This window comes from Nocardiopsis lambiniae, from assembly GCF_031845465.1.
Lineage (GTDB): Bacteria > Actinomycetota > Actinomycetes > Streptosporangiales > Streptosporangiaceae > Nocardiopsis > Nocardiopsis lambiniae.
Window position 1 is genome coordinate 57,756 of sequence record NZ_JAVREP010000020.1, and the last position, 26,980, is coordinate 84,735.

Sequence of the window (26,980 nt, forward strand, 5' to 3'; positions counted from 1 at the left end):
GGTCTCCTTCGGTGGTGGGGGATGGAGCGGGGTCACAGACCCAGCAGTCCGGGGAGGAACAGGACGAGATCGGGTGCCAGCGTCAGCAGGACGAGGACGGCCACGATCGGGATCAGGAACGGGGCGGTGCCGCGGAAGACCTCGTGCATCGGGGTGCGCGTGGCCGACCCCAGCACGAAGAGGACACCGCCGATGGGCGGGGTGAGCAGGCCGATCATCAGGTTGAGGATGACGATCACCCCGAAGTGGACCGGGTCCACGCCGAACTGCACGGCGATGGGCAGCAGGACCGGGACGGTGATGACCAGGGCCGCCATGGGCTCCAGCAGCGCGCCGATGACGATCAGCGCCACGTTCACCATGATCAGGAAGACCACGGGGCTGTCGGTGAAGCCGAGCAGGAACGAGGCGATGTCCTGGGGGACGCGCTCCCGGGCCAGGACCCAGCCCAGCAGGCCCGAGGCGGCCAGGATCAGCGCGATGGAGGCGGCCGTGGTGGCGGTCTCCACGGTGATGCCCCACAGGGAGCGCAGGCCCAACCGGCGGTAGCACAGTCCCAGGACCACGACGTAGGCGACACCGACGGCGGCGGCCTCGGTCGGGGTGAACAGGCCGCTGAGGATGCCGCCCAGGAGGATGACGGGGGCTCCCAGGGGGCCGATGACCCGCAGGGAGGCCCGGCGCAGCTCTCCCGGTTCGGAGCGCCGTCCGGCCAGCTGCGGCTGCCTGCGGCTCCAGACGAAGACGTACAGCGCCAGTCCGCCGGCCACGAGCAGGGCGGGCACCACGGCGGCGGCGAAGAGCGCGGCGGTGGACACGGCCGCGACGGAGGCGTAGACGATCGCCGGGATGCTCGGCGGCATCACCGGGCTGATCAGGCTCGACGACGCGGTCAGTCCGAGGGTGAACCGGCGCGGGTAGCCCCGTTGGGTCATGGCCGGGACCATCATCTTGCCCATGCCCGCCACGTCGGCCATGGCCGCGCCGCTGATCCAGGAGAACCCCAGGCTGACGCCGATGTTGACGTAACCCAGGCTCGCCCGGACCCGGCCCAGCAGCACCTGCGCGAAGGCGAAGATGCGGTCGGCGATGCCCGTGTGGTTGGCGACCACGCCGAGCAGGATGAACAGCGGCACGGCCAGCAGGGGGAAGCTGTTGACCTCCTGGGCGGCGGTGCGCAGGCTCAGCCCGGTCGACTGGTCGGTGAGGGACATGTAGAGCAGGCAGGGGCCCAGGATCGCGAAGGCCACCGGTACGCGCAGGACCAACAGGAGGAGGATGCCCAGGATCACCAGGGTCGCGCTCATCGTTCGTCCTCCCGCGGCGGAGTCTCCAGCGCCGGGGGCGTGGGCAGCAGGGTGTTGGCCAGGGCGCGCAGCCCGGCGAGGGTCAGGCCGATCATGGGGATCACGTAGGTCCAGGAAAGAGGGATGCCCAGGGCGGGGGTGGTCTGCGGCGAGCCGCCGAAGACCAGGGCGAAGGCCTCGACGACGAGGCCCGCGGACACCGCGGCCACGACGAGGTTGGCGAGGATCCACACCGCTCGCAGCGCCCACCCGCGCAGGAAGAAGTCGACGAGTTTGAGGGTGATGTGCTCGTCCCGGCCGACCAGGTACCCGGCGACGGAGAAGGTCAGCCAGACGAGGCCGTAGCGGGCGAGTTCGCCCGTCCAGACCCAGCCGGCCAGCGGCAGGTGCCGTTGCACGGCCTGGGTGAGCATCAGGGCGAAGATCACCGTGAGCATGACGGCGCCGGTGGTCAGCTCGGCCCTCTCCAGCCAGCGCAGGACGGCCGGGCGGGTGCGCGGTGTCGTCGGATCGGGAGGGTGCGGAATCGATGTCATACGCGTCGGTTTCAGGTTCGGGGAGGGCGTCCGCGCTGATCAGCGCGGCGAATGTGACGTGGGCTACAGCCCCGTGAGGCCGTGCCGTGAACTCTAGGTTTCCCACGGATTGAATGGCAAGCGATTGCCAAATGTTGCCGCAGGACGGTAGACAGGGGCCATGAACTCCCCCCGGCGCACCACCATCTACGACGTCGCCCGGGAGGCGGGCGTGGCCGCCTCCACCGTCTCGCGGGCCCTCAACAACCCCCGACGGGTCAACCCGGTCACCCGCGACCACGTCGTCGCCGTCGCCGAACGCCTGGGCTACCGCCCCGACCCGCTGGCCACCGCCCTGCAGTCAGGGCACAAGGCGACCATCGCCATGCTGGTCCCCGACATCACCAACCCGCACTTCTTCGGCACCATCCGCGGCGCCGAGAAGCGCGCCAGCGAGGCCGGGCTGACGTTCATCCTCGCCAACACCGAGGAGTCCGCGGACAACGAGCGCAACCAGATCGAGCGCCTGTCCCGCTCCGTCGACGGATTCGTGCTCGCGGCCAGCCGCCTGCGTGAGGACACCACTCGGGAACTGGCCCGGGAGTACAACCTCGCGCTGGTCAACCGCCAGGTCGAGGGGCTGCCCGGCGCGGTGGTCGACAACGGTTCCGGCAGCCGCCAGATCATCGAGCACCTGGCCTCCCTGGGGCACCGCTCCGTCGTCTACCTGTCGGGCCCGCACCGCTCCTGGACGGCCTCACAGCGCTGGCGCGCCCTGCGCGCCGCCGCCGAACGGCACGGCATGACGGCCCGGCGCCTGGGCCCCTTCCCGCCCAAGGTCGACGGCGGCGGCGCGGCCGCGGACGCCGCCCTGGCCGCGGAGGCCACCGCCCTGGTCGCCCACAACGACCTGTTGGCGATCGGCGTCCTGCGCCGGCTCACCGAACGCGGGATCCCGGTGCCCGGGCGGGTCAGCGTCGTCGGCTACGACGACATCTTCGGCGCCGACCTGTGCGTCCCCGCCCTGACCACGGTCGCCGGTCCGCAGGAGGAGGCCGGCCGGGCCGCGGTGGAACTCCTCATCCGCAAGGGGTCCCTCTCCCGCTCGCAGCCGGCACCCCAGCAGGTGGTGCTCCCCTCCCACCTGGTGATCCGCGATTCCACCGGCCCGGCCGCCTGACGCCCGCCCGGCTCCCGGCGCCGGGCCGGGACGCCCCGCGGGGGGAGAGTCCCGGTCCGGCCGGGGATCAGCGGGGTTCGCCGCCGCGGTCGCGCATGGACGCGCGCAGGCGGCCGAACACGCGTCCGGAGTGGAGGCCGTCGTGCTCGAACTCGTTGGTCACCCACGACCAGGAGTTGCCCAGGCCGCTCAGGGTGTCCAACTGGAGTCGGGCGTCGACGTACATGTCGTCGTGGTAGACGGCCGCCGCCACCGGGACCTCGTTGGCGGCCAGACGGTCGCGGTCGTACAGCGCGGGCCAGTCGGAGCGCTCGGCCAGCGCCTCGACCGCGGGCCGCAGGTCGCGCAGCAGCCGCACCTCCTCGAACATCCACGGGAAGGCCATCTCACCGGTGAACAGCAGCGGGCGGGCGTCCTCGGCGAAACCCGGACGCCGCTCCCGTTCGCGCTGGGCGGCCCAGGCCGTGGCACCGCCGGTGCCGTCGGCGTAGATGGCCTCCTGCAACGTCCAGAACAGCGGACTCACCGCGCTGGACGTGCGCACCAGCACCTCCTGGAGGAACGCCGGCGACAGGCGGCCCGGACGGATGAACGCGCCCTCCACGAGCCAGTGCATGCGCTCGAAGCCCGGCTTCATGCCGAAGTCCAGGCCCAGTGACTGGAACCTGCGCACGGTGAGCCGGTCCCCGTCGGGCAGGCGCACGTCGTTCCCGGCCAGGTGGTCGGCGATCGCCGACACGGCGTCGACGTCCCGCGGATACCTGCGACGGTATTCCGCGTTCTTCTGCTCGGTCCGGGTGAACGTGCGACGGTAGACCTCTTCGACGTCCGCCGGAATTCCGGGTACCCCGCCGCAGATATAGCAGGCGTTGAGCGCCTCGGGGGCGTGCGAAAGGTAGGCGAGGGTCAACCAACCGCCGTAGCTCTGCGCGAGGGTCGCCCAACGGGAACCGCCGTACACGGTCTTTCGGACGTGCTCCAGGTCGCGCACGATGCAATCGGCGCGAAAACACGCCAGGTGATCCGCCCCGGCCCTGCCGTCGCCGCGTTCGGCGACGGCCCGCGCGTCCAGAGGCGTGCTCAGGCCGGTTCCCCGCTGGTCGACCAGCACGATCCGGTACTCCTCGATCGCCTCGGCGATCCACCCGCCCGGCTCCAGGGGGCGGGGGTTCGCGCCGCCGGGACCGCCCTGAAGAAAGGTGAGCAGGGGGAGATCCTCGTTTCGGCGTTCGGGATCGACCAATTCCCGGACGAAGACGTCGATCCTTTCTCCTTCGGGATTCGACCAGTCGAGGGGAACGGCGACGGTGTGCTCGGTGACCCATAGGCCGGGCATGGGATAACCCATGGACGATCTCCTTGATTTTCCGCCGACACCCGAATGATAAATGTATTGATGATCCAATATGGGAAGTCGGCCCGACCAATGATATTGGGTGTTCCGGGTGTGCGGACCGAGCGCGGTCCCCGTCCGCGTGCGGGGCGGGCGCGGCCCACCGCCCGCCGTGGCGCGCCTCCTCCTCGGGGCGGCCTCCGCCCGGCGCGCCGCCCCGGCTCCCGGCCACGCCCTCGTCCGCCCCGGGTTCCCCGTGGGCGGGAGAACCTTGAGGTATCCCCGAGAACATCAGCCGCCAAACGCCCTCATACGTGTCCACATAAGGACAAGGTGGAATCTGGTCCCATCGTTGTTGTGGAAGGTGCATGTCGTATGTCGAGGGACGCTGGGAAAGTGAAGTGGGTCACGGTTCCCTTGTTCACTTACGGTTGCTAACGTCTCGCTCCGTCCCAGGACGACCACCACCGGTCGCGTCCCCATGACGCGGCGGCCCCTTTCGGTGCTCCCCCTTCGGTCCTGGGAGAGGAAGAGCCCTGCCATGCCCCGCCGTGCTCGGGTGTGGGGTGCCGCCGTTCTGGCCCCCGTGCTCCTGCTGCCCGTCCTGTCCGCCCCTGCCCAGGCAGGACAGGAACCCGATCCCGACGCCCCGGGTGTCTCCACCACCGGGCTGATCGACGACCGGGCCGCCCTCACTCTCGCAGCCGAGACCGGCGAGCCGGTCGAGATCACCGCGGCCACCACCGAGACCACCCGGCACCTGGCCAACCCCGACGGCGGCTTCACCATGGAGCAGAACGCCCTCCCGGTGCGGGTCCGCGAGGAGGACGGCTGGACCCCCGTCGACACCGACCTGGTCGTCGGCGCGGACGGGGCACTGCGGCCCAAGGCGGCGGTCGCCGACCTCGTCTTCTCCGGCGGCGGCGACCGGGACCTGGTCGGCGTCGGCCTGGGCTCGAAGAACGTCTCCCTGGGCTGGCACGAGGACCTGCCCGCGCCGGTCGTCGACGGCGCCCAGGCCACCTACCCCGACGTACTGCCCGACGTCGACCTGGTCATGACCGCCGGGGTCGACGGTTTCGGCCAGGTCCTGGTCGTGCACACCCCCGAGGCCGCGCGGCACCCCGACCTCGCCGAGCTGGAGATGGCCCTGTCCTCCGAGGGCGTCACCGTCCACCAGGGCGAGAACGGCAACCTCGACGCCGTCGGCGACCGGGGCGGCGAGAGCGTGTTCACCGCCGTCGCCCCGGCCATGTGGGACTCGGCCGGGGTCGAGGAGACGGGCGAGGACCCGACCCTGATGGCCCCGGCCGCGGCCCGCAGTGAACTCCTCGACGTCGACGTCACCCCCGCCGCGATCCGTTTGGTCCCGGACCGGGCCATGCTCACCGACGCCGACACCGAGTACCCGGTCTACATCGACCCCTCGGTCGCGGTCAGCCGACACAGCCGCACCTACGTCAACGCCCGCTTCCCGAGCCAGTCGTACTGGAACTACGCCACCTCCCACACCCCCGGCGTGGGCTACGAACCCCAACAGGGCAGCACCAAGCGCGCCTTCTGGCGGTTCTCCATCGACTCGCGGACCAAGAACGCGACCATCACCCGCGCCACGTTCCGCGCCAAGGTCACCCACGCCTAGGGCTGCACCAACGCCCAGGTCCAGCTCTGGCGCACCAACGCCATCACCTCCTCCACCACCTGGAACTCCCAGACCTCCGCCTGGAAGACCAGGCTCGACACCAGGACCGTCAACGCCGGACGCTCCGCCTGCCCGGGCGGGGCCTCTCCGACGGTGGAGTTCGACGCCACCGATGGGTACGTGTGGAGTCGCGACGCCGGGAACCAGACCACCACCCTGGGCCTGCGCGGCAACGAGACCAAGTCCTCCTCCAACCACGACTGGCGGCGCTTCGCCTCCAACCCCACGTTGCAGGTCGACTACAACAACCCGCCCGAGGTGCCCGTCCAGATCTCGGACTCTCACGGGGGCGGCTGCACCACCAACTCCGCCACCCCGCGGCTGATCAACGAGACCCGGCCCACGTTCACCGCCTACGTGCGCGACCGCGACTCCACTTCCGCGAGCCGCCAGAAGGTCAAGGCCCAGTTCGCCTGGTCCGTCGACGGATCCCAGGTCGGCAGCGTGGACAGCCCGGCCACCGACGTCGCCGTCTGGAACTCCGGCTCCTTCCGCTCAGCGCGCGCCACCGCGCTGCCCGAGGACGTGCTGATCGCCTACCGGGTCCGCGCTCACGACGGCACCTCGTGGTCGGGCTGGTCCCCGTACTGCTACCTCAGGGTCAACACCTCCCGCCCCGACCAGGGCCCGGCGGTGGCCTCCACCGACTACCCCGCCGGGGACACCTTCCATGGTTCCCCGGGGCTGCCGGGCGAGTTCACCTTCAGCAACAACGGTGTGCCCACCGCCACGGACTACTACTACGGGTTCAACGACGACTCCTGCACCACCAGGCTCACCCCCGATGAGCAGGGCGGGTCGGTCACGGTGACGCTGACCCCCCGCCAGGAGGGCCCCAACTGGATCTACGCTCGCACGGTGGACGGCTTCGGCAACTCCTCCGACTGCGCGCTGGTGTACTCCTTCCTGGTGGCCCCGCCCAGCGCTCCAGTCGCTCACATCGGTTTCGACGAGGGCCAGGGGGACCGCGCCGCCGACGCCATCGATCCCGACCGCGGTGCCACCCTCTCCAGCGGTGTCGACTGGGTGCGCGGCCGCGTCGGCACCACCGAGAACCCCCTCCTCGATCCGACACCGCGTATGACCGGAACCGCCGTGCACACCAGCGGCTACACCGCCGGCGACCCGGGTCCCTACGACCAGATCAACGCCGACTACCCGGCCGTGGACACCTCCGGCACGTTCGCCGTCGCCGCCTGGGTCAAGCTGGACCGGGCCCACGCCCACCACACCGCGGTTGCCCAGGAAGGCGCCCAGCAGAGTGCCTTCCACCTCGGCTACCAAGGCAACACCGGCCAGTGGGTGTTCAAGATGTCCCCGGAGGACGAGCACTGGGACGGCTCGCGTCCGTGGGCCTCGGTCATGTCCTCCCAGTCCGCCGAGATCGGGGTGTGGACGCACCTGCTGGGCACCTACGACTCTCAGACCCGCAAACTCACCCTGTACGTGGACGGAGTCGAGCAGGGCGAGGCCGCCCACACCGGGGCCTGGAACGCTACCGGGCCACTGACCGTGGGTCGAGGCCTCGTCCAGGGTGTCGACGATCACCACTGGCCCGGGTCGATCGACGATGTCCGGGTGTGGGACCGTGTCGTTCTCGACCACATCGTCACCGATCACGAGATCGAGACCGAGGTGTGGCGCCTGGCGAACAGTCCCGTCGCTCCCGAGGGTCGCTGGACGCTCGACGAGTACGACGGCACCGTGGTCGCCGACTCCACCGACCATGGGCTGGACGCCACTCTGCACGGTGATCCGCTCACCGCGTGGAACCTAGCGGAGAACGCTGTCACCGCCTCACCGGGCGTGCGGCTCAACGGCATCGACGAGTACATAGCCACTGCGGACCCGGCGCTGCGCACCGACCGCAGCTTCAGCGTCGCCGCCTGGGTGCGCTTGGACGAGACTGCCGGGGCCATCGACGCCACCGTACTGGACCAATCCGGACCCACCGACAGTGCCTTCCGCCTCGGCCACCGGGGCTCGGACGGCAGGTGGACGTTCACCCTGACCTCCGACGGTGGCTCGGGCGCCGGCACCACCGCGACCTCCACCGCCCCGGCACGCCTGGGGGAGTGGACCCACCTGGTGGGGGTCTACGACCACACCCGCAAGGAGACGGTCCTGTACGTCAACGGATTCAAGGAGGCCCGGGCAACCGTCGACCACGCCTGGCACGCCGACGGTCCGGTGCACATCGGTGCCGCTCGGCAGCAGGGGGCGGTCTCCCACCACTGGAAAGGTGACATCGACGACGTGCACGCCTACCAGGGAGTCCTGAACGCCTTCGGACTCAGCGAGGTTCGCAACGGCGAGTTCCCCAACATCCAGTCCTGAATTCTCGCCGCACATCCCTCCACCCCCGGTGACCGGCCCCCTCGCCCCCGTGGACGCGGGGGCCGGCCTGTACCCGCCCCTTCGTCCGGCGGCCGTGTCGTCCGACGTCCTCCCGCCGACGCCCCGCTCGCCCCCCTGCCCCTCGAAGCCGACGAGGGGTGTCGAAGTCCTCCTCCCGGGGAACGGGTCCGATTCCGAGCACCTACGACCGAAGGGGGAGTCATGGCGGAACGGAAGGGGATCCCCGTGCGGGCCTGCCTGCTCGGCCTGGCGGCCGGATCACGGGCGAGCCTGGGCGCGGGGACCGCGCTGCGCGCCGTCCCGGGGGGCGGGCCGGCGCTGACGACGTTGACGGTCCTGGGCACCGTCGGAGAGTTCATCGGCGACAAGACGCCGTTCGCCCCCAGCCGGTTGGAGTGGGCGGGGCTCATCCCCCGGGTGGCCAGCGCCATGGTCGGCGGCGGTCTTCTGGCCCGGGCGGCCGGTGTCCCCCTGCCCCCCGCCGTCCTGATCGCCGGGATCGCCGCGCCCGTGGGCGCCTGGGCCGGTGTCACCTGGCGGGAGGTGTGGGGCAGGGTCGGCCCCGACACCGCCGGTGCGCTCATCGAGGACGCGGTGGCGCTCGCCGTCGCCGGCGCCGCGGTCAGGGGCCTCACCCGTGAGAACTGACCCGCCCCACCTCGGGGGACGGCGTCGCGGAGTCCGGCCGGGGAAGCGTGCTGATTCGGACAGTGGACCGGTGAAGGGGGAGTGATCCGCCCCCGCCTTCCGGTCCACCGAAACCCGGGCCGGTCCGGAGCGCGGTCCGATCTCGAAAGCGGTCCTGAACTGGTCTTTCGTCGAGACTGGTATGGGACCCCGTTCCTCGAAAGCGCTGTTCGGAGCCCGAACGACGTGCTCTAGGGCACACCGTGTTCTCATTCCAACGGTCCGTCACCATACTGGTCGACCATGATCAACAATCGGATCGGGCGGGTCGCGCTGCGCCACGAACGCCCCGCCCTGGTCGGCGAACTCCTGACCGACTTCCAGGGGCGCACCGGCGCCGCCCACACGGTCGCCTTCGGCCTCGACGGTGTCCTGCTCGGCCACGCCGGACACCCCGAGGACGAGCGCGCGCAGGTGCGCGCCGAACAGTCGGCCTCCAGCTCCTACATGCTCGCCTCTCTCTGCACCGGGGTGGCCGCCACCTGGCCCGCCGAACGCCGGCCCGCCGGTCCCGTGCACGCCGACCACCTCCTGCTCCGCCACCGCGCCGGGATCGACCCGCAGACCGGGGAGCGGCCGTCGCCGTGGTGGGTGCTCGTGGTCCCCGTCCCCGACTGGGGCGGGCTGGTCACCGAACTCCCGCCCGACCGGGAGGCCCCCGTCGCCTCGGTCATGGGCGACCTGCTGGAGTGCGCCGACCGGATCCGGGGGGTCCTGGCGGACGCCCACCGCAAGGCGGGCTGAACCCCCTCCCTCCGTCCCGCGCCCCCCGACCCCGCCCGAGGCGCCGTCCGCAGGGCTCTCCCGGGGCCCCTCGCGCCCGCCGCGCGGACGAGGGGAGGGTCCCCGGCCCTCGTGGCCGGGGACCCTCCCCTCGTTCATCGGTCAGACGGTGTCGCGCCTGGGCAGACGCCACCCCGGGCGCGGGAAGTGGCAGGTGTACCCGTTCGGGTACTTCTCCAGGTAGTCCTGGTGCTCGGGCTCGGCCTCCCAGAACGGACCCACCGGCTCGACCTCGGTCACCACCGGCCCCGGCCACAGGCCGGAGGCGTCCACGTCGGCGATGGTGTCCTCGGCCACCTTCCGCTGGGCGTCGTCGACGTGGTAGATCGCCGACCGGTAGCTCATGCCGATGTCGTTGCCCTGACGGTTCACCGTCGTGGGGTCGTGGATCTGGAAGAAGAACTCCAGCAGTTCACGGTAGGAGGTCGCCTCGGGGTCGAAGAGGATCTCGATCGCCTCGGCGTGGGTGCCGTGGTTCCGGTAGGTGGCGTTCTCCACGTCCCCGCCGGTGTAGCCCACCCGGGTGCCGGTCACCCCCGGCTGTCTGCGGATGAGGTCCTGCATGCCCCAGAAACAGCCTCCGGCCAGAACGGCGCGTTCGGTCGCCATCGTGCCTCCTTCTTCTCCAGCGTGCGGCTTCTCCCACAACGTCGGTCGGGGCCGTGGCGTTCCCGCGCCGGGACCCGGCCCCGTAACGGGCCCGGATGTGGGACCCAGACCACACTCCCGATGCGGGAATGTCCTGTTGGTGTGGGAGGTTGGGGTTTGTTCGGGAGAAAATTGCACTCCCTGCATCCCCCGCGCATCCGCACGATCACGATGACACGAGGACACCTGTGACCGGGACACCCACACCACCCGACCGCGCGTCGGAATCCACCGCCGACCCCACGGCGCCGCGCGCCGAACGCCTGGTCATCCCGCTGCTCCTGGTCTCGGCGTTCGTCGTCATCCTCAACGAGACGATCATGGGCGTGGCGCTGCCCGCCCTCAACGCCGACCTGGGCATCTCCGTCTCCACCGGCCAGTGGCTCACCTCCGCCTTCATGCTCGTGATGGCCGTGGTGATCCCCGCGACCGGGTTCCTGTTGCAGCGCTTCCACGTCCGGCAGGTGTTCATCGCCGCCATGACGCTGTTCAGCGTCGGCACCCTGCTGTGCTTCCTGGCACCCGGCTTCACGTTCCTGCTCACGGGCCGGATCGTGCAGGCCGTCGGCACGGCGATCATGATGCCGCTGCTCATGACCACCATCCTCAACACCGTGCCCGCCGAACGGCGTGGCCGGACCATGGGCAACATCTCCATCGTCATCTCGGTGGCGCCCGCCATCGGCCCGACACTGGCCGGCCTGATCCTCAGCGTGCTGGACTGGCGCTGGATGTTCGGCCTGGTGCTGCCCATCGCCCTGATCGGCCTGGGGCTGGGCGCCCTGTTCATCCGCAACGTCACCGAGCCGCGCCCGGCCCGCATCGACATGCCCTCCGTGCTGGTGTCGGCGTTCGCGTTCGGCGGCCTCGTGTACGGGTTCTCCAGCCTGGGCGGCCACGGCGGCGGCCCGATCCCCCCGGGGGCGGCGATCGCGATCGGCGCGGTGGCGCTGGTGGTGTTCGTGTGGCGGCAGTTGCGTCTCCAGAGCCGGGACCGCGCCCTGCTGGACCTGCGCGTGTTCGGCTCCACCCAGTTCTCGATCTCCATCGCCCTGGTCGGGGTCAGCTTCATGGCGCTGTTCGGCACGCTCATCCTGCTGCCGCTGTACATGCAGAACGTGCTGGGCCACGACACCCTGACCACCGGTCTGACCCTGCTGCCCGGCGGGCTGGCCATGGGTCTGATCGCCCCGTTCGTGGGCCGCTTCTACGACAAGGTCGGCCCCAGGCCGCTGATCATCCCCGGCGGCGCGCTGGTGTCGCTGACGCTGTGGGGGATGACGCTGTTCGACACCCAGACCCCGCTCTGGTTCATCATCGGCACGCACGTGATGCTCACCGTCGGCCTGGGCCTCATGTTCACGCCGCTGCTCACCGGCGCCCTGGGGTCCCTGCGGCCGGAGCTGTACTCGCACGGCAGCGCCGTCGTGGGCACCGTCCAGCAGGTCGCCGGCGCGGCCGGCACGGCGGCGTTCGTCGCGGTGATGTCGGCGTCCTCGGCGAACCTCGTCGGAGAGGGCATGCCGGAGATCGAGGCCATGGCCGGCGGCATCCACGTCGCCTTCCTGCTCGGCGCCACGATCTCGGTGCTGGGGTTCGCGGCCACGTTCTTCGTGCGCCGCGCCGCAACCGGGACGCCGCAGGCGGCCCCCGCGGCCCACTGACGACCCGCGCACACGTCGGCCGGTCCCTCTCGGGGCCGGCCGACGTCGTTCCCGTCGCGGGACCGGCCGTGTCCTCCCCGCTCGTCCGCGCTCTGAACGGACGGGGGAGTGTTCACACCGTCCCGACGCGGGTAGGGCGCCCGGCACGGGAGGAAGCACGAGGGAGGGCGAGGATGGAACGGCTGATCGACCTGCACGGCGTCGCGCTGGAGGAGTTCGACCGCCGGGTGCGGCAGGTCCGGCTCACCGACTGGGCGCTGCCCACGCCCTGCGCCGACTGGGACGTCCACGACCTGGTCGACCACCTCACCACGGAACAGCTGTGGGTCCCGTCCCTCCTGGCGGGGGCGACCGTCGAGGAGGTCGGCGACCGCTTCGACGGCGACGTCCTGGGCGAGGAACCCCTGGCCGTCTGGGAGATCGCGGCCCGGGAGGCCCGCGCCGCCTGGCTGGCGCCCTCGGCGCTCGGCCGCACCGTGCACCTGTCCTTCGGTGACGCGCCGGGCGAACTCTACCTGTGGCAGATGACCTTCGACCTCGCGGTGCACGCCTGGGACCTGGCCCGCGCCCTGGGTGCCGACGAGGCGCTCGACCCCGACCTGGTCGCCGAACTCCACGGCTGGGCGCGACGCCAGGACCTGGGTCCGGGGCCGATGTTCGATCCCCCCGTCCCCGTCGGGGAGGAGGCCGGGGTGCAGGAGCGGCTGTTGGCCCTCACCGGTCGCGCCCCGTGAACCGCCGACACGGTCACCGGCGCGCCCGCTCCTTCGCGATCGCGTACCCGTGAGGGGTCTCGGGCGCCGTTGTCGATCGCGGGTACGGGATCACCGGGACCGGAGGGTCCCTCGCGTCGCACCGGCGACGGTTCCGGGCGACCCGGGGAGGCTTCCGGCGACCGTGCCGGCCGCCGTCTCTCGGCGTTCGCGGCAGGCGGTCCGGGCGCGCCGACGTCGGTCCCGTTCTCCGGCGGGCGGCGGAGGCCGTCCGCCGGAGAACGGGGGTGGCCGCCCCGTCGCGCGGAGGGAGGCGGGGCGGGACGGCCGAAGACCGTCGCCCGAAGAGAGGGCCGGGGGACGGTCCGGGAAGACGACCGTGCCCGGGCACGGGGCTGAGGCCGATGAGCACACCGGCCTCCGCGCTTCCGTGATCACCATGTCACCACACGTGATCACCTCGCGTGCGAGGTTCATGAAAAAAGTGGCTCCGGAACCTGGAATCCCGGCCCCGGAGGAGGCGTGCGGCGGTCAGCGACCGCCCGGATCGTTGTAGTGGCCCGCGCGCTCCTGCCCGGACAGGGCGTGGATGGCGTCCATGACCCGATCGGTGATCACCCGGCGGGCCTTGCCCGGGGCGAGGTGGTCGTACCCGGTGGAGAAGTCCATGGGCTCGCCGAAGCGGACCGTGAACGGGCGCGGTCGGGGCATCGACGCCCCGACCGGCTGTACCTCCTGGGTGCCCGACAGCGCCACCGGCACCACCGGGGCCTTGGACTCCAACGCCAGGTGGGCCACCCCCGTGCGCCCCCGGTACAGGCGGCCGTCGCGCGAACGGGTGCCCTCCGGGTAGATCACGCAGGCCTCGCCGTCGCGCAACCGGTCCAGCATCATCTCCAGGGTCGCCATGGCGTCGCGCGCGTTGGCGCGCTCCAGCGGCATCGCCCCCAGCGCGCTGAACACCGTCCCGGTGACGCGTCCCTTGACGCCCTTGCCCTCGAAGTAGTCGCTCTTGGCCAGGAAACGCACCCGTCGCTGGGTCACCGACAACGGGATCACGACGCTGTCCACGAAGGACAGGTGATTGCTGGCGAGCAGCACCGGGCCGGTGGCGGGGACGTTCTCGCGGCCCTCGATGGTCGGGCGGCACAGCGATCGGGCCAGGAGCGACGCCGTCTGCCGCAACGCATCGTAGAGCACGTGGTCTCCCTCACTTCCGGTGGTGTCCGAACCCAATGTAAGGGCGACCCATCGGTAACAAGTGGCCGGGGGGTCGAGAGTGCCCCAGCTCACCGAACAGGGAGAACACGGACGGGACGGACACGGTGGGGAGCCGTGGCCGTCCCGTCCGAGGGGCTCAGACCCCGATCGGCCGCGCCGACGCCTCCTCCCGGTAGAAGATGTCGATGTCGACCTCCTCGCCGCCGACGGTCAGCGTGTCCCACGCCCCGCCGGCGACCAGCGAACGCAGTGTCTCGTCGGTCAGGCCCTCCAGGTGCGCGCGCAGTGCGTCGTCGTCGGGCAGCCCCGTGATCCGGGTGGCCAGCCGGTCCCGGATCGACCCCAGCCGCTCCATGAGCGTCGTCGTGTCCGCCTCGCGGCCCGCGCCCTCCTCGTCCAGGCTCCGGCCGATCAGCTCCTTGATGGTGCCGGTCTCACCGTTCTCGTCGGTGGTCACCATCGCCTTCCAGGCGCGGCTCTTGTGCCGGTACTGCAACATCGACATGGCCGCCTCGTGGCGGATGAAGTCGGAGTCGCGGAAGGGGCGGCCGTTCCACGAACTGCTGAGTGAACGGGCCAGTGAGATGGCCGAGGCCAGCCCGCTGTTGAGGCCGCGCCCGGGCCAGAAGTGGATGGCGTTGGCGGCGTCCCCGAGCAGGAACCCGTAGGTGCCCGGCGTGGTGGGCGTCGCCCCCCGCAGCTGGGCGGTGAACCGCGGCCGTTGCACCATGCTGAGCCGGAAGGCGGTGACGGCGCTCAGGTTCTTCTCGGGCACCCCGAAGAACTCCAGCCCCTGCCGCACCCGCTTCCACAGTTTGGACCCCCTGACCAGGGCCGGAAGGAACAGGGTGCTGTGCGTGGAGCAGGTGAAGTCGCCCTCCTCGTCGCGGGCCATGACGCACGGACGGGAACCGACGCACTCCTCGAACGACCGCCGGACGGGGTCGATGCCGACGACCTCGGCCGCCTCCTCGTCGGTCAGACGCATGTTGAGGAAACCCTCGCCGTGCAGCGAGTTCAGCAGGAAGCGGTTCTGGGCCACGGTCAGCAGCACCGACATGGGATCCGGCAGTTCGGACTTGACCTGCAACCCCAGTACGACGTCCTCGACGTGTTCGCCGTTCAGCGAGTAGATGCCGCTGTCGGCCTGTCCGAACTTGCCACTGAAGTGCTCGCGGGTGCGCGAGCGCGACCCCTCGCAGACGGCGAGCACGTGGTTCCCCTCCCACGTGCCGGTCTCCGTCGCGACGAACTTCTCGGGGACCAGCCGGATGCGGTCGGGCCGCTCGCCGCACATCTCCAGCAGCACGTCCTCCACGCGCGAGATGCGGATGTTGCGAGGCCCCTGACCACGGATGGAATCGGCGCCCGAGGGCCACATCTCGCTGTACTCGCCCTCCGTGAACAGGCGTTCGCGCATCTCCTCGGACAGGTTGAGGAACTGCCGGCTCTGGATCGTCACGACCTGCCGGCGCCGGACGTTGCCCTGCTGCGCGTTCTTCCACACGACCCGCGCCCCCTCCCGGGTCCACCGCGCGTCGTACACGGTCACGAACACCTGGGAGCCCAGCAGGTGCTCCAGCAACAGCGCGAAGGAGAGCCCGACGGGGCCGCCGCCGGTGACGGTGACGTTGAGCCTGGGGCCCGAGACGTCCGCCCGGACGAACATCTGGGTGACCGGGACGTCGGCCGCGCCGGGCCGCTCCACGGCCTGCCAGACGAACGACTCCTCACCGATCTCGATCACGTCGCCGGGGACCAGGACGTGCACGTCCACGAGAACGCCGTTGACCAGCGTCCCGTTGCTGCTGCCGCGATCCTTCAGGAGGTGGCCGTCCCCCTCGCGGGATATCTCCGCGTGGAAGCGTGATGCGGCCCTGCTGCACACCACGATCCGGTTGTCGCTGTGGCGGCCGAAGGTGAGGGGGGCCTCACCGACGGGAAAGGTCTGATCGGCGAAGGGGCCTTCGCGTCCGACGATCTCGAATGACACGACCTACTTCTCTCTGTCGTGGGGGGTGACCGGGGATGTGAATCGTGAGGGGGTGATCGGGGGTGTGAACGCCCGTTCCGCTGTTTCCCTGGGTGGGATGCGAACGTCGTGCATTCGGATCAGAATTTTACGGAAAAAGCTCCTGATCCGCACATGCGGAAGGACCGGAACCCGACTCGGTCATCGGAGGTTTCGAGGGGCCCGGTTCGGGACTCCGTACCGGTGGGGCGGGTGTGAAAGCGCTGATCAGAGTCTTCGGATGTGTCGGGGGAGGACTTTTTTCCCGACCGAGACCGAAAGGGGTGAACCGCTGAGGGTATTCATCCGTATTCATGGGGCGCAATTTCGAGCGGCACCGACCCCGGAGCACGCACACGGAAGAATACGTTGTGTGCACGACGGGTTCCGGACGCGCCCGATCGGGGTGACGGCGTTCAGGGAACCCGGGAGAGGACCCGGTCAGCGGTCGGCGACCTCGGGCGGCCAGACCACCGAGAAGTGCTCGAAGACGATCTCGTGCTCCTCGGTCCAGGTGGCGCCCAGCGCCGGTGCGAGGCGCGTCCAGTACCGCCGGTGCCCCTCCCGCCACGACGCGAGCGACAGGTCGTCCTCGCCCTCGTCGCGGGCGAACGCCTCGTCGGCGTCGCCGAAGACGCCCAGGCGCAGCCCGGTGGTGCGCAGGACCGCGCGTGGCCGCCCCGCGGAGTCACAGGCGATCCAGTGGTCACCGATCCTGGGCGCCGGCGCCCCCTCGGCGGCGAACTCGATCAGGAGCGACGCGGTCGCCCGCTTGGTCCCGGCCAACACCAGTCCCAGGAGTTCGTCGGTGAGCGCCGGGTGGTCGCCGAAGCGTTCGACGGACGGCGGTTCGCGGTCGGTCGCCAGCGCGGGTCGGGCCGACCGGTACTCCTCCCACAGGCGCAGTGCGGCGGTCCGGTCCACGGGTGCGTTCTCCATGGGGCAAGCCTCCCAGAGGCGGGGGAGGGCACGGGGCGGGCCGGCGTCCGCCCGTGGCGGCCGGACATCGCCGTTCCCGGGGCCGGGTCTCGGGGGATCGGGCGCCTTCGCGCGGTGCGCGGCGGATCCCCCGGGTCCGTGTCGGTCCGCCTTCACGAACGGACCCCGTCGCCTTCGGGGTCGGGTCTCAGGCGATCCGGTCCCATCGGGCGTTGGCCCCGCACACCACCAGGCAGGGACGCTCGCCCGGCACCCGGCCGGCCAGCCAGGCGGCGAACGGCACGGCCGCGGCCGGCTCGGTGGCGATGCGCAGCTCCGACCACAACCGGTCCTGGGCGGCGACGATCTCGGCGTCGCTCACCAGCGCCCGGGAGACCGGGTTCTCGCGCAGCACCTCGAACGGCACCCGGCCCAGCGTCGCCGCGCCCAGCGCGGAGGACGCCACCGAGTCCACCGGGGTCTCCACCGGGCGGCCCGCCTCCATCGCCGCGTGCAGGCTCCGACACCCCTCGGGCTCCACGCCCACGACCTCGCGCCCGTCGGCGCCCAGCCGCACCCCGGCGACCAGGCCGCCACCGCCCACGGCGACGGCGATCGTGTCGCACTCGGGGGCCTCGGCGGCGATCTCCAGGCCCAGGGTCCCCTGCCCGGCCACCACCAGCGGGTCGTCGAAGGCGTGCAGGTAGCGGATCCCCTCGCGGTCGGCGTGCGCCAGGGCGGCCTCGGCCGCGACGGCGTAGTGCTCGCCGACCCGGACGATCTCGGCTCCGGTCTCGGCCAACGGCGCCGCCTTGGCCTGCGGGACGGTCTCGGGCACGTACACCGTGGCGTGCACCCCGAGCAGGCGGGCGGCGGTGGCCACCCCCAGGCCGTGGTTGCCGCCGGAGGCGGTGACCACTCGGTCCGCGGGCTCCCCACCGAGCAGCGCGTTGAGCGCCCCGCGCACCTTGAAAGCGCCCGTGAGCTGGAGGTACTCCAACTTCAAGGACACCGCTCTGCCGTCGACCTCGGTGTGCATCACCGGGGTGCGGCGGGCGTACGGGGCGATGCGTTCGGCCGCGGCGCGGACGTCGATGGCCGTGGGCACTGCGTGCGCGGTCCTGGTCATGGGACCATGCTGCCCCTACTGACGATTAACTTAAAGTTGGGTCTGCTAAAGATGGGTAAGTAGAACTTTGCGTCAGATCCTGTTCGAGGGGGCCGTCGTGCTGGACGCCAACCGTCTGCGCGTGCTCGTGGAGATCGCGCACGCCGGTTCCATCGCCGCCGCCGCCGAACGGCTCTCCTTCACCCCGCCCGCCCTCTCCCAGCAGCTCACCAAGCTCGAACGCGAGGTCGGCTGCGTCCTGGTCGAACGCGGACGCACCGGTGCCACCCTCACCGAGGCCGGGCGCGTCCTCCTCGAACACGGCGAACGCGTCCTGGGGGAGCTGCGCGACGCCGAGGCGGCCATCCGCGCCCACACCGGCACCCCGCCCGACCACCTGTCCCTGGGCGCGTTCGCCAGCGCCGGCAAGATCCTGCTCCCCCAGACCCTCGCCGCCTTCGGCCGCGAACACCCGCACGTGCGCCTGTCCCTGGCCGACATCGAACCCCCCGGCGGCCACGACCTGGTCACCTCCGGTGACCTCGACCTCCTCGTGACCCACCGCTACCCGGCGGTGCCGCTGCCGCGCGCCTCCGGTCTGCACCGCGAACGCGTCCTCGTGGACCCGCTCATGGTGGTCGCCCCCACCGGGCACCCCGTCGCCGACCGGCCCCTGTCCCTGGCCGACCTGGCCGACGAGGAATGGATCTGCGGCGCACCCGGGATCGCCAACCGCACCACCCTGGACACCGCCGCGGCGGCGGCCGGGGTGCGGTTGACCGTCGCCTACGAGACCCGTGACTACGAGGTGGCGCTCGCCCTGATCGAGGTGGGCGTGGGCGTGGCGCTCATCCCCTCCACCATCCTGGGGGCCGCCCGCCGGGGCGGCTGGGTGAGCCGCCCGCTGCACGGCGCCCGCCTGGCCCGCGAGGTCTACGTGGTGCACCGGCGCCGGCCCCCCGAACCGCTGCCCGAACTGGTCTCCACCCTGCGCGGGGTCGCCGCCCGCGCCCTGGAGGAGGCCCCCGCCCCGCCCTGACCCCGTCGGCTACAGGGGAGGGGCACCCGGCGGACGCGGGGCGTTCCACCGGTAACGCAGGGCCAGCACCCGGATCGTGAAGCACAGCAGCGCCCCGACCACCGCCACCCATCCGGCGTCGAACCCGAGCAGGTGCGCCACCGACACCGTTCCCGCGCCCGACATCGCCGGGATCGCGTACAGGTGCGAGTTGGCGCTGAGCACCGTCGGCACCCGGTTGAGGAGCACGTCGCGGATGGTGCCGCCGCCCACGCCGGTGATCGCCCCCAGCAGGACCGCCTGTAACGGCCCGAACCCCAGCTCGATCGCCTTGGCGGCGCCGATCACCACGAACAGGCTCAACCCCGCCGCGTCGAACAGCAGGATCGGTTTGGACAACCGGGTGAGCCGGGTGCTGAGGAAGAAGGCCACCGTTCCGCCGAGCAGGGCCACGGTCACGTAGCGCCAGTCCTGGAACGTCGCCGGGGTCACCCCGAGCAGCAGGTCCCGCAGGATGCCACCGCCGATGGCGGTCACCACCCCCAGGACCAGGACACCGACGATGTCCACCCGGGCGGTGCGGATGGCGGTGAGGGCGCCGTCGACGGCGAAGGCGAAGATCCCGACGAGGTCGAGGATCAGGAGGACGGTCTGCGTGGACATGGTCGGTGCGAGGGTTTCTGGTGAGGACGATGTGCCGACCGGCCATTCCATCACGCCCCGGACGCCCGCACGCACGTTCCCGGGGGTGACGCGCCGCACGTCGTGCCCGCCCGGGTCCGGACGACGGTGCGGGGCCGGCACGGGGATCACCCCGGCCGGCCCCGCACCGTCGCTCAGCGGCCCGCGTTCTCCCGGTCCGCCGGTCCGCCCGCCTCGGCCGTGGCGGGCTCCGCCACCGACTCCGGCTCCTCGGCGGCCCCGGCCGCGGGGATCCGCCGTAGCAGGGCGACCGCCAGCACGGCCGCCGTGGCCGACAGCGCCGCCGCCACCCACGCCGCCGTGTTCAGGCCGTCGGTGAACGCGACCCGCGCCGAATCCGCCAGCGCCGCGCCGGCCTCGGACGGCAGGCCCGCCGCGGTCTCCAGCGCGCCCGGCAGCGTGTGGGCGGCCCCCGGGTCGGCGCCGGTCATCCCGGCCCGGTAGGCCAGGGTGCCCACACTGCCCAGCAGCGCCACGCCCAGGGCCACGCCCAGGTCGCTCGCCGTGCTGTTGACCGCAGAGGCCGCACCGGCCTTCTCCGGCGGGGCCGCGCCGACGACCATCCCCGGCACCAGCGCCATCGTCGGCGCGATCCCCGGGTAGAGCACGTAGAACGCGGCGACCAGCAGTGGCAGCCCGCCGACGGCGTCCACCCCGGTCAGCATCAGGTAGCCGACCGTCGACAGCACCAGGCCGCCGGCCACCACGTAGGCGGGCCGCACCCGGCGGGCGATGGCCGGGGTCACCGTCGAGACGATCACCAGGCCGATCGCCGCCGGCAGGATCCACAGCCCGGCCCGCAGCGGCGACTGCTCCGCCACCAGTTGCAGGTACTGGGTGAACAGCAGGTACACCCCGCCCACGGCCATGGCCGCCAGCAGGTACACCCCCAGTGATCCGGTGAAGACCCGGTTCGCGAACAGGCGGATGTCCAGCAGGGGGTCCGCCGTCCGGAGCTGCCGGCGCACGAACAAGGTACCGAACACCACACCCGCCACCAGCGACACCACCGCGACGGTCGTCATGCCCTCCTCGGCCAGCTTCTTCACGCCGTACACGAACGGCAGCAGCGCGGCCAGGGACAGCAGCACGCTCACCGGGTCCAGCCGGCCCGCGTGCTCCGCCCGGTACTCGGGGATCAGGAACGGCGCGGCGACCAGGACCACCGTCATCACCGGGACGCCGATGAGCATCGCCGCGCCCCACCACAGGGACTCCAGCAGCAGACCGCCGACCAGCGGACCCAGGGCCACACCGGCCGACACCGACGCCGCCCACAGCCCGATCGCCGTGCCGCGCTCACGCGGATCGGCGAACATCACCGTGATCAGCGACAGGGTGGCGGGCATGATCGCGGCGGCGCCGAATCCCATGAGGGCGCGGGCGGCGATGAGGATCTCCGGGTTCGGGGCGTAGGCCGCCGCCACCGAGGCCGCGGCGAACACCGCCGCGCCCGCCAGCAACAGGCCGCGCCGCCCGACCCGGTCGCCCAGCGTGCCCATGGTGACCAGGAAACCGGCCATCACGAACCCGTAGACGTCGTTGATCCACAGCAGTTGGCCGCCGGTGGGGCTCAGGTCGGCCGCGATGTAGGGGGTGGCGAGGAAGAGGACGGTCATCGCCAGGAACAGCAGCACCGTGGGTGCCATCAGTACCGCGAGCCCCGCCCAGGTCCGGGCATTCGCCCGGGGAGGAACATCCGTTGACATGGTGACCTTCTTCGAGGAGAGGATTCCGACGAGGACCACCGTGGTCGGCCGGGCTTCGGAAACCCTTCGGGAGGACTCAGGACCGACGTCCTGAGGACACCCCGGGACCCCTAGAGTTCGGGACATGAGATTCGGGGTGCTGGGGCCGCTGGCCGTGTGGAGCGATCGGGGCGAGCCCGTCCGGGTGCCCGAGCTCAAGGTCCGCCTGCTGCTGGCCGCGCTGCTCGTCGACCCCGGCCGGGTCGTCCCCGCGGACCGGCTGGTCGACGACCTGTGGGGCGCGGACCTGCCCGCCGACCCCACCGCCTCCCTCCAGACCCGCGCCTCCCAGCTGCGCCGCGTCCTGGAGACCGCCGAACCCGGCGGTCGCGCCCTGCTGGTCTCCCGGCGGCCCGGCTACCTGCTCGACGTCGTCCCCGGGGCCATCGACACCGGGGGGTTCGAGGACCTCCTCGACCGTGCCCGCGACACCGCGGCCCCGGCCGCCCGGGCGGCGCTGCTCACCGACGCCCTGGCCCTGTGGCGCGGGCCGGCCCTGGCCGACCTCGCCGACCACGACTTCGCCCGGACCGCCGTCCTGCGGTGGGAGGAGCGGCGACTCACCGCGCTGGAGGATCAGGCCGAGGCGCGCATCGACCTGGGCGAACACGCCGCGGTCGCCGACGAGCTGGGCGACCTGGTGGAGGCCCACCCGCTGCGCGAGCGCCTGCGCGCCGCCCACATGCGCGCCCTGTACCGGTCCGGTCGTCAGATCCAGGCGCTGGACTCCTACCGGCGCCTGCGCGACCACCTCGGGGAGGAACTCGGGCTGGACCCCAGCCCGGAGCTGACCGCCCTGCACCACGCCGTGCTCACCCAGGACCCGGAGCTGGACGCGCCCGCCCCTCCGCCCGCCCCGGACCCGACCTCGGGTCCGGAGGTGACGCACCCCCTCCCCCGCGCGGCGCTCCCGTCCGCCCCGCCGACGGGGACGGCGGCCCGGCCCCCGTCGCCGGCCCCGCTGCCGCCGGTCCCGGCGCCGTTGCGGCCCGCCACCCCGCTGGTCGGCCGGAAGGCGGACATCGCACGGGTGCGCGCACTGCTCGCGCGCACCCGCCTGGTCACCCTCACCGGCCCCGGCGGGGTCGGCAAGACCCGCCTGGCCCTGGCCGTGGCCGCCGAGACCGCACCCGGCGGCGTCCACTCCGTCGACCTGGCCGGGGCCTGTCCGGGTGAGGGAGGGGACAGCGCGGAGGCGGCGGTCGTGGAGGTCCTCGCGGCCGCGCTCGGGGTACGCGACGACTCCTCCGGGACCAGCCCCTTCCCCGCACCGCCCGGCACCCGCACCACCCGCCTGGCCGACGCCCTGCGCGCCCGCGACGTCCTGCTGCTGCTGGACAACGCCGAGCACGTGGCCGCCCCGCTCGCCCGCGTCCTGTCCGACCTGCTGGCCGCCGCCCCCGATCTGCGCGCCCTGGTCACCAGCCAGGTCCCCCTCGGCCTGGCCGCCGAGCACCTCCACACCGTGACGCCCCTGCCCGCCCCCGACGCGGTGCGCCTGTTCACCGCCCGCGCCGCCGCCTCCGCCCCCGGCTTCGCGGTCACCGCCGACAACGCCGACGCCGTCGCCTCGATCGTCCGCCACCTCGACGGCGTCCCCCTCGCCCTGGAACTGGCCGCCACCCGGGTGCGCGCCCTGGGCGTGCACGAACTCGCCGACCGCGTCGACGACCGGTTCGCCCTCCTCACCGGCGGTTACCGCGACGCCCCCGACCGGCACCGCACCCTGCGCGCCGCCCTGGACTGGAGCTGGGAACTGCTCACCGACGCCGAGCGGTCCGTGCTGCGCCGCCTGGCCGTGCACGCCGACGGCGCCTCCCTGGCCGCCGCCGAGGAGGTGGTCTCCGGCGACGGCGTCCCCCGCGACACGGTCCCCGACCTGCTGGCCCGCCTGGTCGACCGCTCCCTGGTCGAGGTCTCCCACGACCCCCGCCCCCGCTACCGGCTGCTGGAGTCGATCGCGATCTACGGGACGGAACGGCTGCGCGACGCCGGGGAGGAGGACCGGGTCCGCCGCCGCCACCTCGACCACTACGTCGCCCTCGCCGAGCGGGCCGACCCCCACCTGCGAACCGCGGCCCAGCGCCGCTGGCTGGGCGTCCTGGACGCCGAGGGCGCCGACCTGCGCCGCGCCCTGGAGACCGCCCGCCTGGGCGGCCACACCGACGCGGCCCTGCGTCTGGCCAACGCCCTGGCCTGGTACCGGGTGATGCGCGGTCGCCTCGCCGAGGGGGTGCGCGCCCTGGACACCGCGCTGGACCTGCCCGGGGCCTCGGAGCATCCGGACCACCGCACCGCCGTGCTGTGGCGGGCCGCCCTGGGCAACGGGCTCGGCCGCGAACCGGGCCCCGTCCCCGCACCCGGGGAGGACCCCACCGAGGGCGAGGCCCGGGCCCGCTGGTTCCTCACCCACGTGCGCACCGGGTTCGGCGGGGGCGAGGGCACCGAGGCGGAGGACCTGCACGCCCGAGCCGTCCGGGCCGGGGACCCGTGGGGCGAGGCCGCCACCGCGGCGACGCTGGCCCGGCGGGCCTTCGGCCGCAGCGACCTGGACGCCGTGCTGCGCCACGGCGAGCGCGCCCGCGCCCTGTTCGTCCGCCTCGGCGACCGGTGGGGGCCGGCGCTGACCTCCTTCCTGCTCGCCGGCCGCGCCGAGGCCCTCGGTGACCTGGACGCCGCCGAACACCACCACCGCGAGGCCCTGGGCACCGCCGAGGAGCTCGGGCTGTGGACCGAGGTCGGCGAACGCCTCAACTCCCTGGGGCGCATCGCCCTGCTCCGCCGCGACCTCCCGCGCAGTCGGGAACTCCACGAGCGCGCCCGACAGGTGGCCGTCGAACAGGGCCACGTGGTGGGGGAGGAGTCCGCCGTGCTGGGGTTGGGCCTGATCGCCCGGCGCGGCGGCGATCTGCCCGCCGCCCGCGCCCACCTGGGCGCCTGGCTGGACTGGCACCTGGAGGCCGGGTCGGACTTCGGGGCCGCGCTCATCCTCGCCGAACTCGGGTTCACGGCCGAGGCGGAGGGCGACGCCGTCGAGGCCGAACGCCTGCACCTGCGCGGACTGGAGGCGGCCCGCCGCACCGGCGACCCCCGGGCGTTGGCGCTGGCACTGGAGGGCCTGGCCGGGGCCCGCTCCCTGGCCGGGGGGTCGGTGTCCGCCGCCCGCCTGCTCGGCGCCGCCGACGCCCTGCGCCGTTCGGTGGGGGCACCGCTGCCCGAGGCCGAACGTGACGACGTCGCCCGCGTCGAGAAGCGCCTCACCGGCGCGCTGGGCCCGGACCGCCTGGCCGCCGAGACCGCCCGCGGCGCCCGCGAGGGCGCCGACCCCGGGGCCGTCCTGAGCCGACCCTGAGGATCCCCGGAGACCGGGGGCGCACGGTGGTGCCATGAACGAAGACGGCACCACCGCCCGCCGACGCGGCCACGTCCACGCCTTCGCCGACCTCCGCGAGGACTTCGAGGCCATCGTCGGATCCGTCAACTACGCCACCATGGTCACCGTCGACGCGAAGGACAGGCCCCGCACCCGCGTCCTCATCCCCGTCTGGGAGACCGAGGGCGAGGACCCCCTCGGCTGGCTGGTCACCTATCCCACCCCGGTCAAGGTCGCCCACCTGGCGAACAACCCGCACGTCAGCTTCTCCTACTGGAACCCGACCCAGAACACGGCCTCCGTCGACGCCACCGCCGCCTGGACCGAGGACCCCGGGGAACGCCGCCGGGTATGGGACCTGTACCGGTACGGCAGCCCGCCCGGGGCCGGCTACGACCCGTCCCGCTTCTGGAAGGGGCCCGACGACCCGAAGATGGCCGTGCTGCGCGTCGAACCCCGGCGCATCCAGGTGCTGCGCGGCCGTGACCTGCTCTCCGGCGTCCCGGCCCGGATCTGGACCCGAGAACCCCGGTGGTGACCGCGTGTCGTCCCCCCACCGCGGCCTCCCAGGGTCCACCATCGGGGGGATCCGGCGGGCCACGGGCAGTGGGGGAACGACATGGAACACCTGGACGCCATCGTCATCGGAATGGGGCCGGGCGGCGAGACCGTCGCCGGCCGGCTCCTCGACGCCGGGAAACGGGTGGCCGTCGTCGAACGCGAACTCATCGGCGGCGAATGCGGCTACTACGCCTGCGTCCCCAGCAAGACGCTCATCCGTTCGCCCGAGGCCCGCCAGAGCGCCGTCGAGGCCGCCGGGCTGGACCGCCCCGGTCTGGACTGGCCGGCCCTGCGCGCCCACCGCGACCGGATGATCCGCCACCTCGACGACTCCGCGCAGGTCGAGGGGTACGAGGAACAGGGGGCGCTGGTCCTCAAGGGCACCGCGCGCGTCGTCGGCCGCGACCCCTGGCGGGTCGCCGTCGACGGCGACGAGTACACCGCCGACCACGTCGTGGTCGCCACCGGATCGGAGGCGGTGCGCCCGCCCATCGACGGCCTGGACGCTCTGGGTCCCGACGTGGTGTGGACCAACCGGGAGGCCACCACCCTCACCGAGATCCCCGGGCGGGCGCTGGTGGTGGGCGGTGGCGCGGTCGCCGTCGAACTGGGGCAGTTCCTCGCCCGCATGGGCTCACGGGTGACCGTCGTCCAACGCGGCGACCGGCTCCTGGACCGCGAGGACCCGCGCCTGTGCGAGCTCGTCTCGGAGCAGTTCGACCGGGACGGCGTCACCGTCCACCTCGGCGCCCAGGTCGCGTCGGCGGTCGCCGACGGCGACGGCGTCGTCGCCACCCTCGACACCGGGGAGCGCGTGCACGCCGACGTCATCGTGCTGGGGTCGGGGCGCAGACCCCGCGGGGACGGACTCGGACTGGCCGAACTCGGGGTCGGACTCGACCGCACCGCCCTGCCCGTCGACGACCGCTGCGCGGTCGCCCCGGGGCTGTGGGCGGTCGGCGACGTCACCGCCCGCCTCATGTTCACCCACGTCGCCAAGTACCAGGGGCGGTTGGTGGCCGCCAACATCCTGGGCGGGGACCGGCGTGCCCGGTACACCGGCGTGCCCCGCGTGGTGTTCACCCATCCCGAGATCGCCGGGGTCGGGATGACCGTCGAGCAGGCCCGCGACCAGGGCGTCGACGTGGTCACCGCCGAGGTGGACCTGGCCGCGAGCCTCGCCCGGCCCTGGACCCACGCCACCGACCCGCGCGGCACGCTCGGCGTCATCGCGGACCGGGAACACGGGGTGCTGGTGGGGGCGTGGGCGTTCGGGCCGATGGTCTCCGAATGGATCAACACCGCCGCGGTGGCCATCCGTTCGAGGATCCCGGTGCGCGACCTCATCGACTCCACACCGCAGTTCCCCACGTTCAACGAGGGCTACCTCATCGCCCTGGAACGGCTGGACCTCTGAGACGGCCGGGGCG

21 protein-coding genes are annotated in these 26,980 nt (G+C 72.6%); 11 read left to right on the forward strand and 10 right to left on the reverse strand.

Translation table 11 applies throughout. The features are described from left to right. Window positions 1-32: 32 nt before the first annotated feature. On the reverse strand, window positions 33-1,307 hold the full coding sequence (locus tag RM479_RS22700) for a TRAP transporter large permease (protein WP_311513780.1): 1,275 nt from the start codon (window positions 1,305-1,307) through the stop codon (window positions 33-35). Next, window positions 1,304-1,843: a TRAP transporter small permease gene (locus tag RM479_RS22705; protein ID WP_311513781.1), complete on the reverse strand. Its 540-nt coding sequence runs from the start codon at window positions 1,841-1,843 to the stop codon at window positions 1,304-1,306. The genes RM479_RS22700 and RM479_RS22705 overlap by 4 nt, the downstream gene beginning before the upstream one ends. Before the next feature lie 160 nt (window positions 1,844-2,003). Here RM479_RS22705 and RM479_RS22710 point away from each other — a divergent pair, with 160 nt between their 5' ends. Beyond that, window positions 2,004-3,002, forward strand: coding sequence for a LacI family DNA-binding transcriptional regulator (locus RM479_RS22710; protein WP_311513782.1), 999 nt, complete (start codon window positions 2,004-2,006; stop codon window positions 3,000-3,002). A gap of 67 nt (window positions 3,003-3,069) precedes the next feature. Here RM479_RS22710 and RM479_RS22715 read toward each other — a convergent pair whose 3' ends face one another. Continuing rightward, entirely contained in the window at window positions 3,070-4,350 is a 1,281-nt protein-coding gene (locus RM479_RS22715; RefSeq protein WP_311513783.1) for an alpha/beta fold hydrolase, read from the reverse strand. A 526-nt stretch (window positions 4,351-4,876) separates the two neighbouring features. Between RM479_RS22715 and RM479_RS22720 the strand changes: the two genes are divergently transcribed. From RM479_RS22720 to RM479_RS22740, 4 genes are all read left to right on the forward strand, one after another. After that, on the forward strand, window positions 4,877-5,977 hold the full coding sequence (locus RM479_RS22720; protein WP_311513784.1) for a hypothetical protein: 1,101 nt from the start codon (window positions 4,877-4,879) through the stop codon (window positions 5,975-5,977). Between the two features lie 42 nt (window positions 5,978-6,019). Beyond that, window positions 6,020-8,374: a LamG domain-containing protein gene (locus RM479_RS22730; RefSeq protein WP_397222920.1), complete on the forward strand. Its 2,355-nt coding sequence runs from the start codon at window positions 6,020-6,022 to the stop codon at window positions 8,372-8,374. Between the two features lie 222 nt (window positions 8,375-8,596). Next, the gene (locus RM479_RS22735; RefSeq protein WP_311513787.1) at window positions 8,597-9,043 is read left to right on the forward strand and encodes a hypothetical protein; all 447 of its coding nucleotides are present in this window, start codon (window positions 8,597-8,599) and stop codon (window positions 9,041-9,043) included. 282 nt (window positions 9,044-9,325) lie between these two features. Beyond that, a complete protein-coding gene (locus RM479_RS22740) occupies window positions 9,326-9,826 on the forward strand; it encodes a hypothetical protein (RefSeq protein ID WP_311513788.1) in 501 nt (166 codons plus the stop codon). 141 nt (window positions 9,827-9,967) lie between these two features. Here RM479_RS22740 and msrA read toward each other — a convergent pair whose 3' ends face one another. After that, a complete protein-coding gene (gene msrA / locus RM479_RS22745) occupies window positions 9,968-10,474 on the reverse strand; it encodes a peptide-methionine (S)-S-oxide reductase MsrA (RefSeq protein ID WP_274810518.1) in 507 nt (168 codons plus the stop codon). A 227-nt stretch (window positions 10,475-10,701) separates the two neighbouring features. Here msrA and RM479_RS22750 point away from each other — a divergent pair, with 227 nt between their 5' ends. Further along, window positions 10,702-12,177, forward strand: coding sequence for an MDR family MFS transporter (locus tag RM479_RS22750; protein WP_274810517.1), 1,476 nt, complete (start codon window positions 10,702-10,704; stop codon window positions 12,175-12,177). Between the two features lie 173 nt (window positions 12,178-12,350). Next, window positions 12,351-12,911, forward strand: a complete 561-nt coding sequence (locus RM479_RS22755; protein ID WP_311513789.1) for a TIGR03086 family metal-binding protein — start codon at window positions 12,351-12,353, stop codon at window positions 12,909-12,911. A gap of 510 nt (window positions 12,912-13,421) precedes the next feature. Here the strand turns inward: RM479_RS22755 and RM479_RS22760 are convergent. From RM479_RS22760 to RM479_RS22775, 4 genes are all read right to left on the reverse strand, one after another. Further along, window positions 13,422-14,090: a lysophospholipid acyltransferase family protein gene (locus tag RM479_RS22760; RefSeq protein ID WP_274810515.1), complete on the reverse strand. Its 669-nt coding sequence runs from the start codon at window positions 14,088-14,090 to the stop codon at window positions 13,422-13,424. Window positions 14,091-14,247: 157 nt separating this feature from the next. Then, window positions 14,248-16,104, reverse strand: a complete 1,857-nt coding sequence (locus tag RM479_RS22765; RefSeq protein WP_311513790.1) for an FHA domain-containing protein — start codon at window positions 16,102-16,104, stop codon at window positions 14,248-14,250. A gap of 459 nt (window positions 16,105-16,563) precedes the next feature. Then, the gene (locus RM479_RS22770; RefSeq protein WP_311513791.1) at window positions 16,564-17,061 is read right to left on the reverse strand and encodes an ASCH domain-containing protein; all 498 of its coding nucleotides are present in this window, start codon (window positions 17,059-17,061) and stop codon (window positions 16,564-16,566) included. A gap of 187 nt (window positions 17,062-17,248) precedes the next feature. Next, window positions 17,249-18,169 carry a threonine/serine dehydratase gene (locus RM479_RS22775; protein WP_311513792.1) on the reverse strand — a complete coding sequence of 307 codons (921 nt, stop codon included), beginning with the start codon at window positions 18,167-18,169 and terminating at the stop codon, window positions 17,249-17,251. Window positions 18,170-18,266: 97 nt separating this feature from the next. On the opposite strand from RM479_RS22775, the gene RM479_RS22780 reads away from it, so the two are divergent. Beyond that, window positions 18,267-19,187, forward strand: coding sequence for a LysR family transcriptional regulator (locus tag RM479_RS22780; RefSeq protein ID WP_274810622.1), 921 nt, complete (start codon window positions 18,267-18,269; stop codon window positions 19,185-19,187). Between the two features lie 9 nt (window positions 19,188-19,196). Here the strand turns inward: RM479_RS22780 and RM479_RS22785 are convergent, their stop codons facing one another. Further along, window positions 19,197-19,829: a trimeric intracellular cation channel family protein gene (locus RM479_RS22785; protein WP_311513793.1), complete on the reverse strand. Its 633-nt coding sequence runs from the start codon at window positions 19,827-19,829 to the stop codon at window positions 19,197-19,199. A 173-nt stretch (window positions 19,830-20,002) separates the two neighbouring features. Beyond that, on the reverse strand, window positions 20,003-21,517 hold the full coding sequence (locus RM479_RS22790) for an MFS transporter (RefSeq protein WP_311513794.1): 1,515 nt from the start codon (window positions 21,515-21,517) through the stop codon (window positions 20,003-20,005). 184 nt (window positions 21,518-21,701) lie between these two features. On the opposite strand from RM479_RS22790, the gene RM479_RS22795 reads away from it, so the two are divergent. The 3 genes from RM479_RS22795 to RM479_RS22805 all read left to right on the forward strand — a co-directional run bounded on the left by RM479_RS22795 (window position 21,702) and on the right by RM479_RS22805 (window position 26,967). Next, window positions 21,702-24,968: an AfsR/SARP family transcriptional regulator gene (locus RM479_RS22795; protein WP_311513795.1), complete on the forward strand. Its 3,267-nt coding sequence runs from the start codon at window positions 21,702-21,704 to the stop codon at window positions 24,966-24,968. Window positions 24,969-25,002: 34 nt separating this feature from the next. After that, window positions 25,003-25,527 carry a pyridoxamine 5'-phosphate oxidase family protein gene (locus RM479_RS22800; RefSeq protein ID WP_274810508.1) on the forward strand — a complete coding sequence of 175 codons (525 nt, stop codon included), beginning with the start codon at window positions 25,003-25,005 and terminating at the stop codon, window positions 25,525-25,527. Window positions 25,528-25,608: 81 nt separating this feature from the next. Next, a complete protein-coding gene (locus tag RM479_RS22805) occupies window positions 25,609-26,967 on the forward strand; it encodes a dihydrolipoyl dehydrogenase family protein (protein ID WP_311513796.1) in 1,359 nt (452 codons plus the stop codon). Window positions 26,968-26,980 lie beyond the last annotated feature (13 nt).

Excerpts from the sequence above, each read along its gene's own strand:
- RM479_RS22700 (WP_311513780.1), bottom strand. The coding sequence starts at position 1,307 with ATGAGCGCGACCCTGGTGATCCTGGGCATCCTCCTCCTGTTGGTCCTG.
- RM479_RS22705 (WP_311513781.1), bottom strand. The coding sequence starts at position 1,843 with ATGACATCGATTCCGCACCCTCCCGATCCGACGACACCGCGCACCCGC.
- RM479_RS22710 (WP_311513782.1), top strand. The coding sequence starts at position 2,004 with ATGAACTCCCCCCGGCGCACCACCATCTACGACGTCGCCCGGGAGGCG.
- RM479_RS22715 (WP_311513783.1), bottom strand. The coding sequence starts at position 4,350 with ATGGGTTATCCCATGCCCGGCCTATGGGTCACCGAGCACACCGTCGCC.
- RM479_RS22720 (WP_311513784.1), top strand. The coding sequence starts at position 4,877 with ATGCCCCGCCGTGCTCGGGTGTGGGGTGCCGCCGTTCTGGCCCCCGTG.
- RM479_RS22735 (WP_311513787.1), top strand. The coding sequence starts at position 8,597 with ATGGCGGAACGGAAGGGGATCCCCGTGCGGGCCTGCCTGCTCGGCCTG.
- RM479_RS22740 (WP_311513788.1), top strand. The coding sequence starts at position 9,326 with ATGATCAACAATCGGATCGGGCGGGTCGCGCTGCGCCACGAACGCCCC.
- msrA (WP_274810518.1), bottom strand. The coding sequence starts at position 10,474 with ATGGCGACCGAACGCGCCGTTCTGGCCGGAGGCTGTTTCTGGGGCATG.
- RM479_RS22755 (WP_311513789.1), top strand. The coding sequence starts at position 12,351 with ATGGAACGGCTGATCGACCTGCACGGCGTCGCGCTGGAGGAGTTCGAC.
- RM479_RS22770 (WP_311513791.1), bottom strand. The coding sequence starts at position 17,061 with ATGGAGAACGCACCCGTGGACCGGACCGCCGCACTGCGCCTGTGGGAG.
- RM479_RS22775 (WP_311513792.1), bottom strand. The coding sequence starts at position 18,169 with ATGACCAGGACCGCGCACGCAGTGCCCACGGCCATCGACGTCCGCGCC.
- RM479_RS22785 (WP_311513793.1), bottom strand. The coding sequence starts at position 19,829 with ATGTCCACGCAGACCGTCCTCCTGATCCTCGACCTCGTCGGGATCTTC.
- RM479_RS22790 (WP_311513794.1), bottom strand. The coding sequence starts at position 21,517 with ATGGCACCCACGGTGCTGCTGTTCCTGGCGATGACCGTCCTCTTCCTC.
- RM479_RS22795 (WP_311513795.1), top strand. The coding sequence starts at position 21,702 with ATGAGATTCGGGGTGCTGGGGCCGCTGGCCGTGTGGAGCGATCGGGGC.
- RM479_RS22800 (WP_274810508.1), top strand. The coding sequence starts at position 25,003 with ATGAACGAAGACGGCACCACCGCCCGCCGACGCGGCCACGTCCACGCC.
- RM479_RS22805 (WP_311513796.1), top strand. The coding sequence starts at position 25,609 with ATGGAACACCTGGACGCCATCGTCATCGGAATGGGGCCGGGCGGCGAG.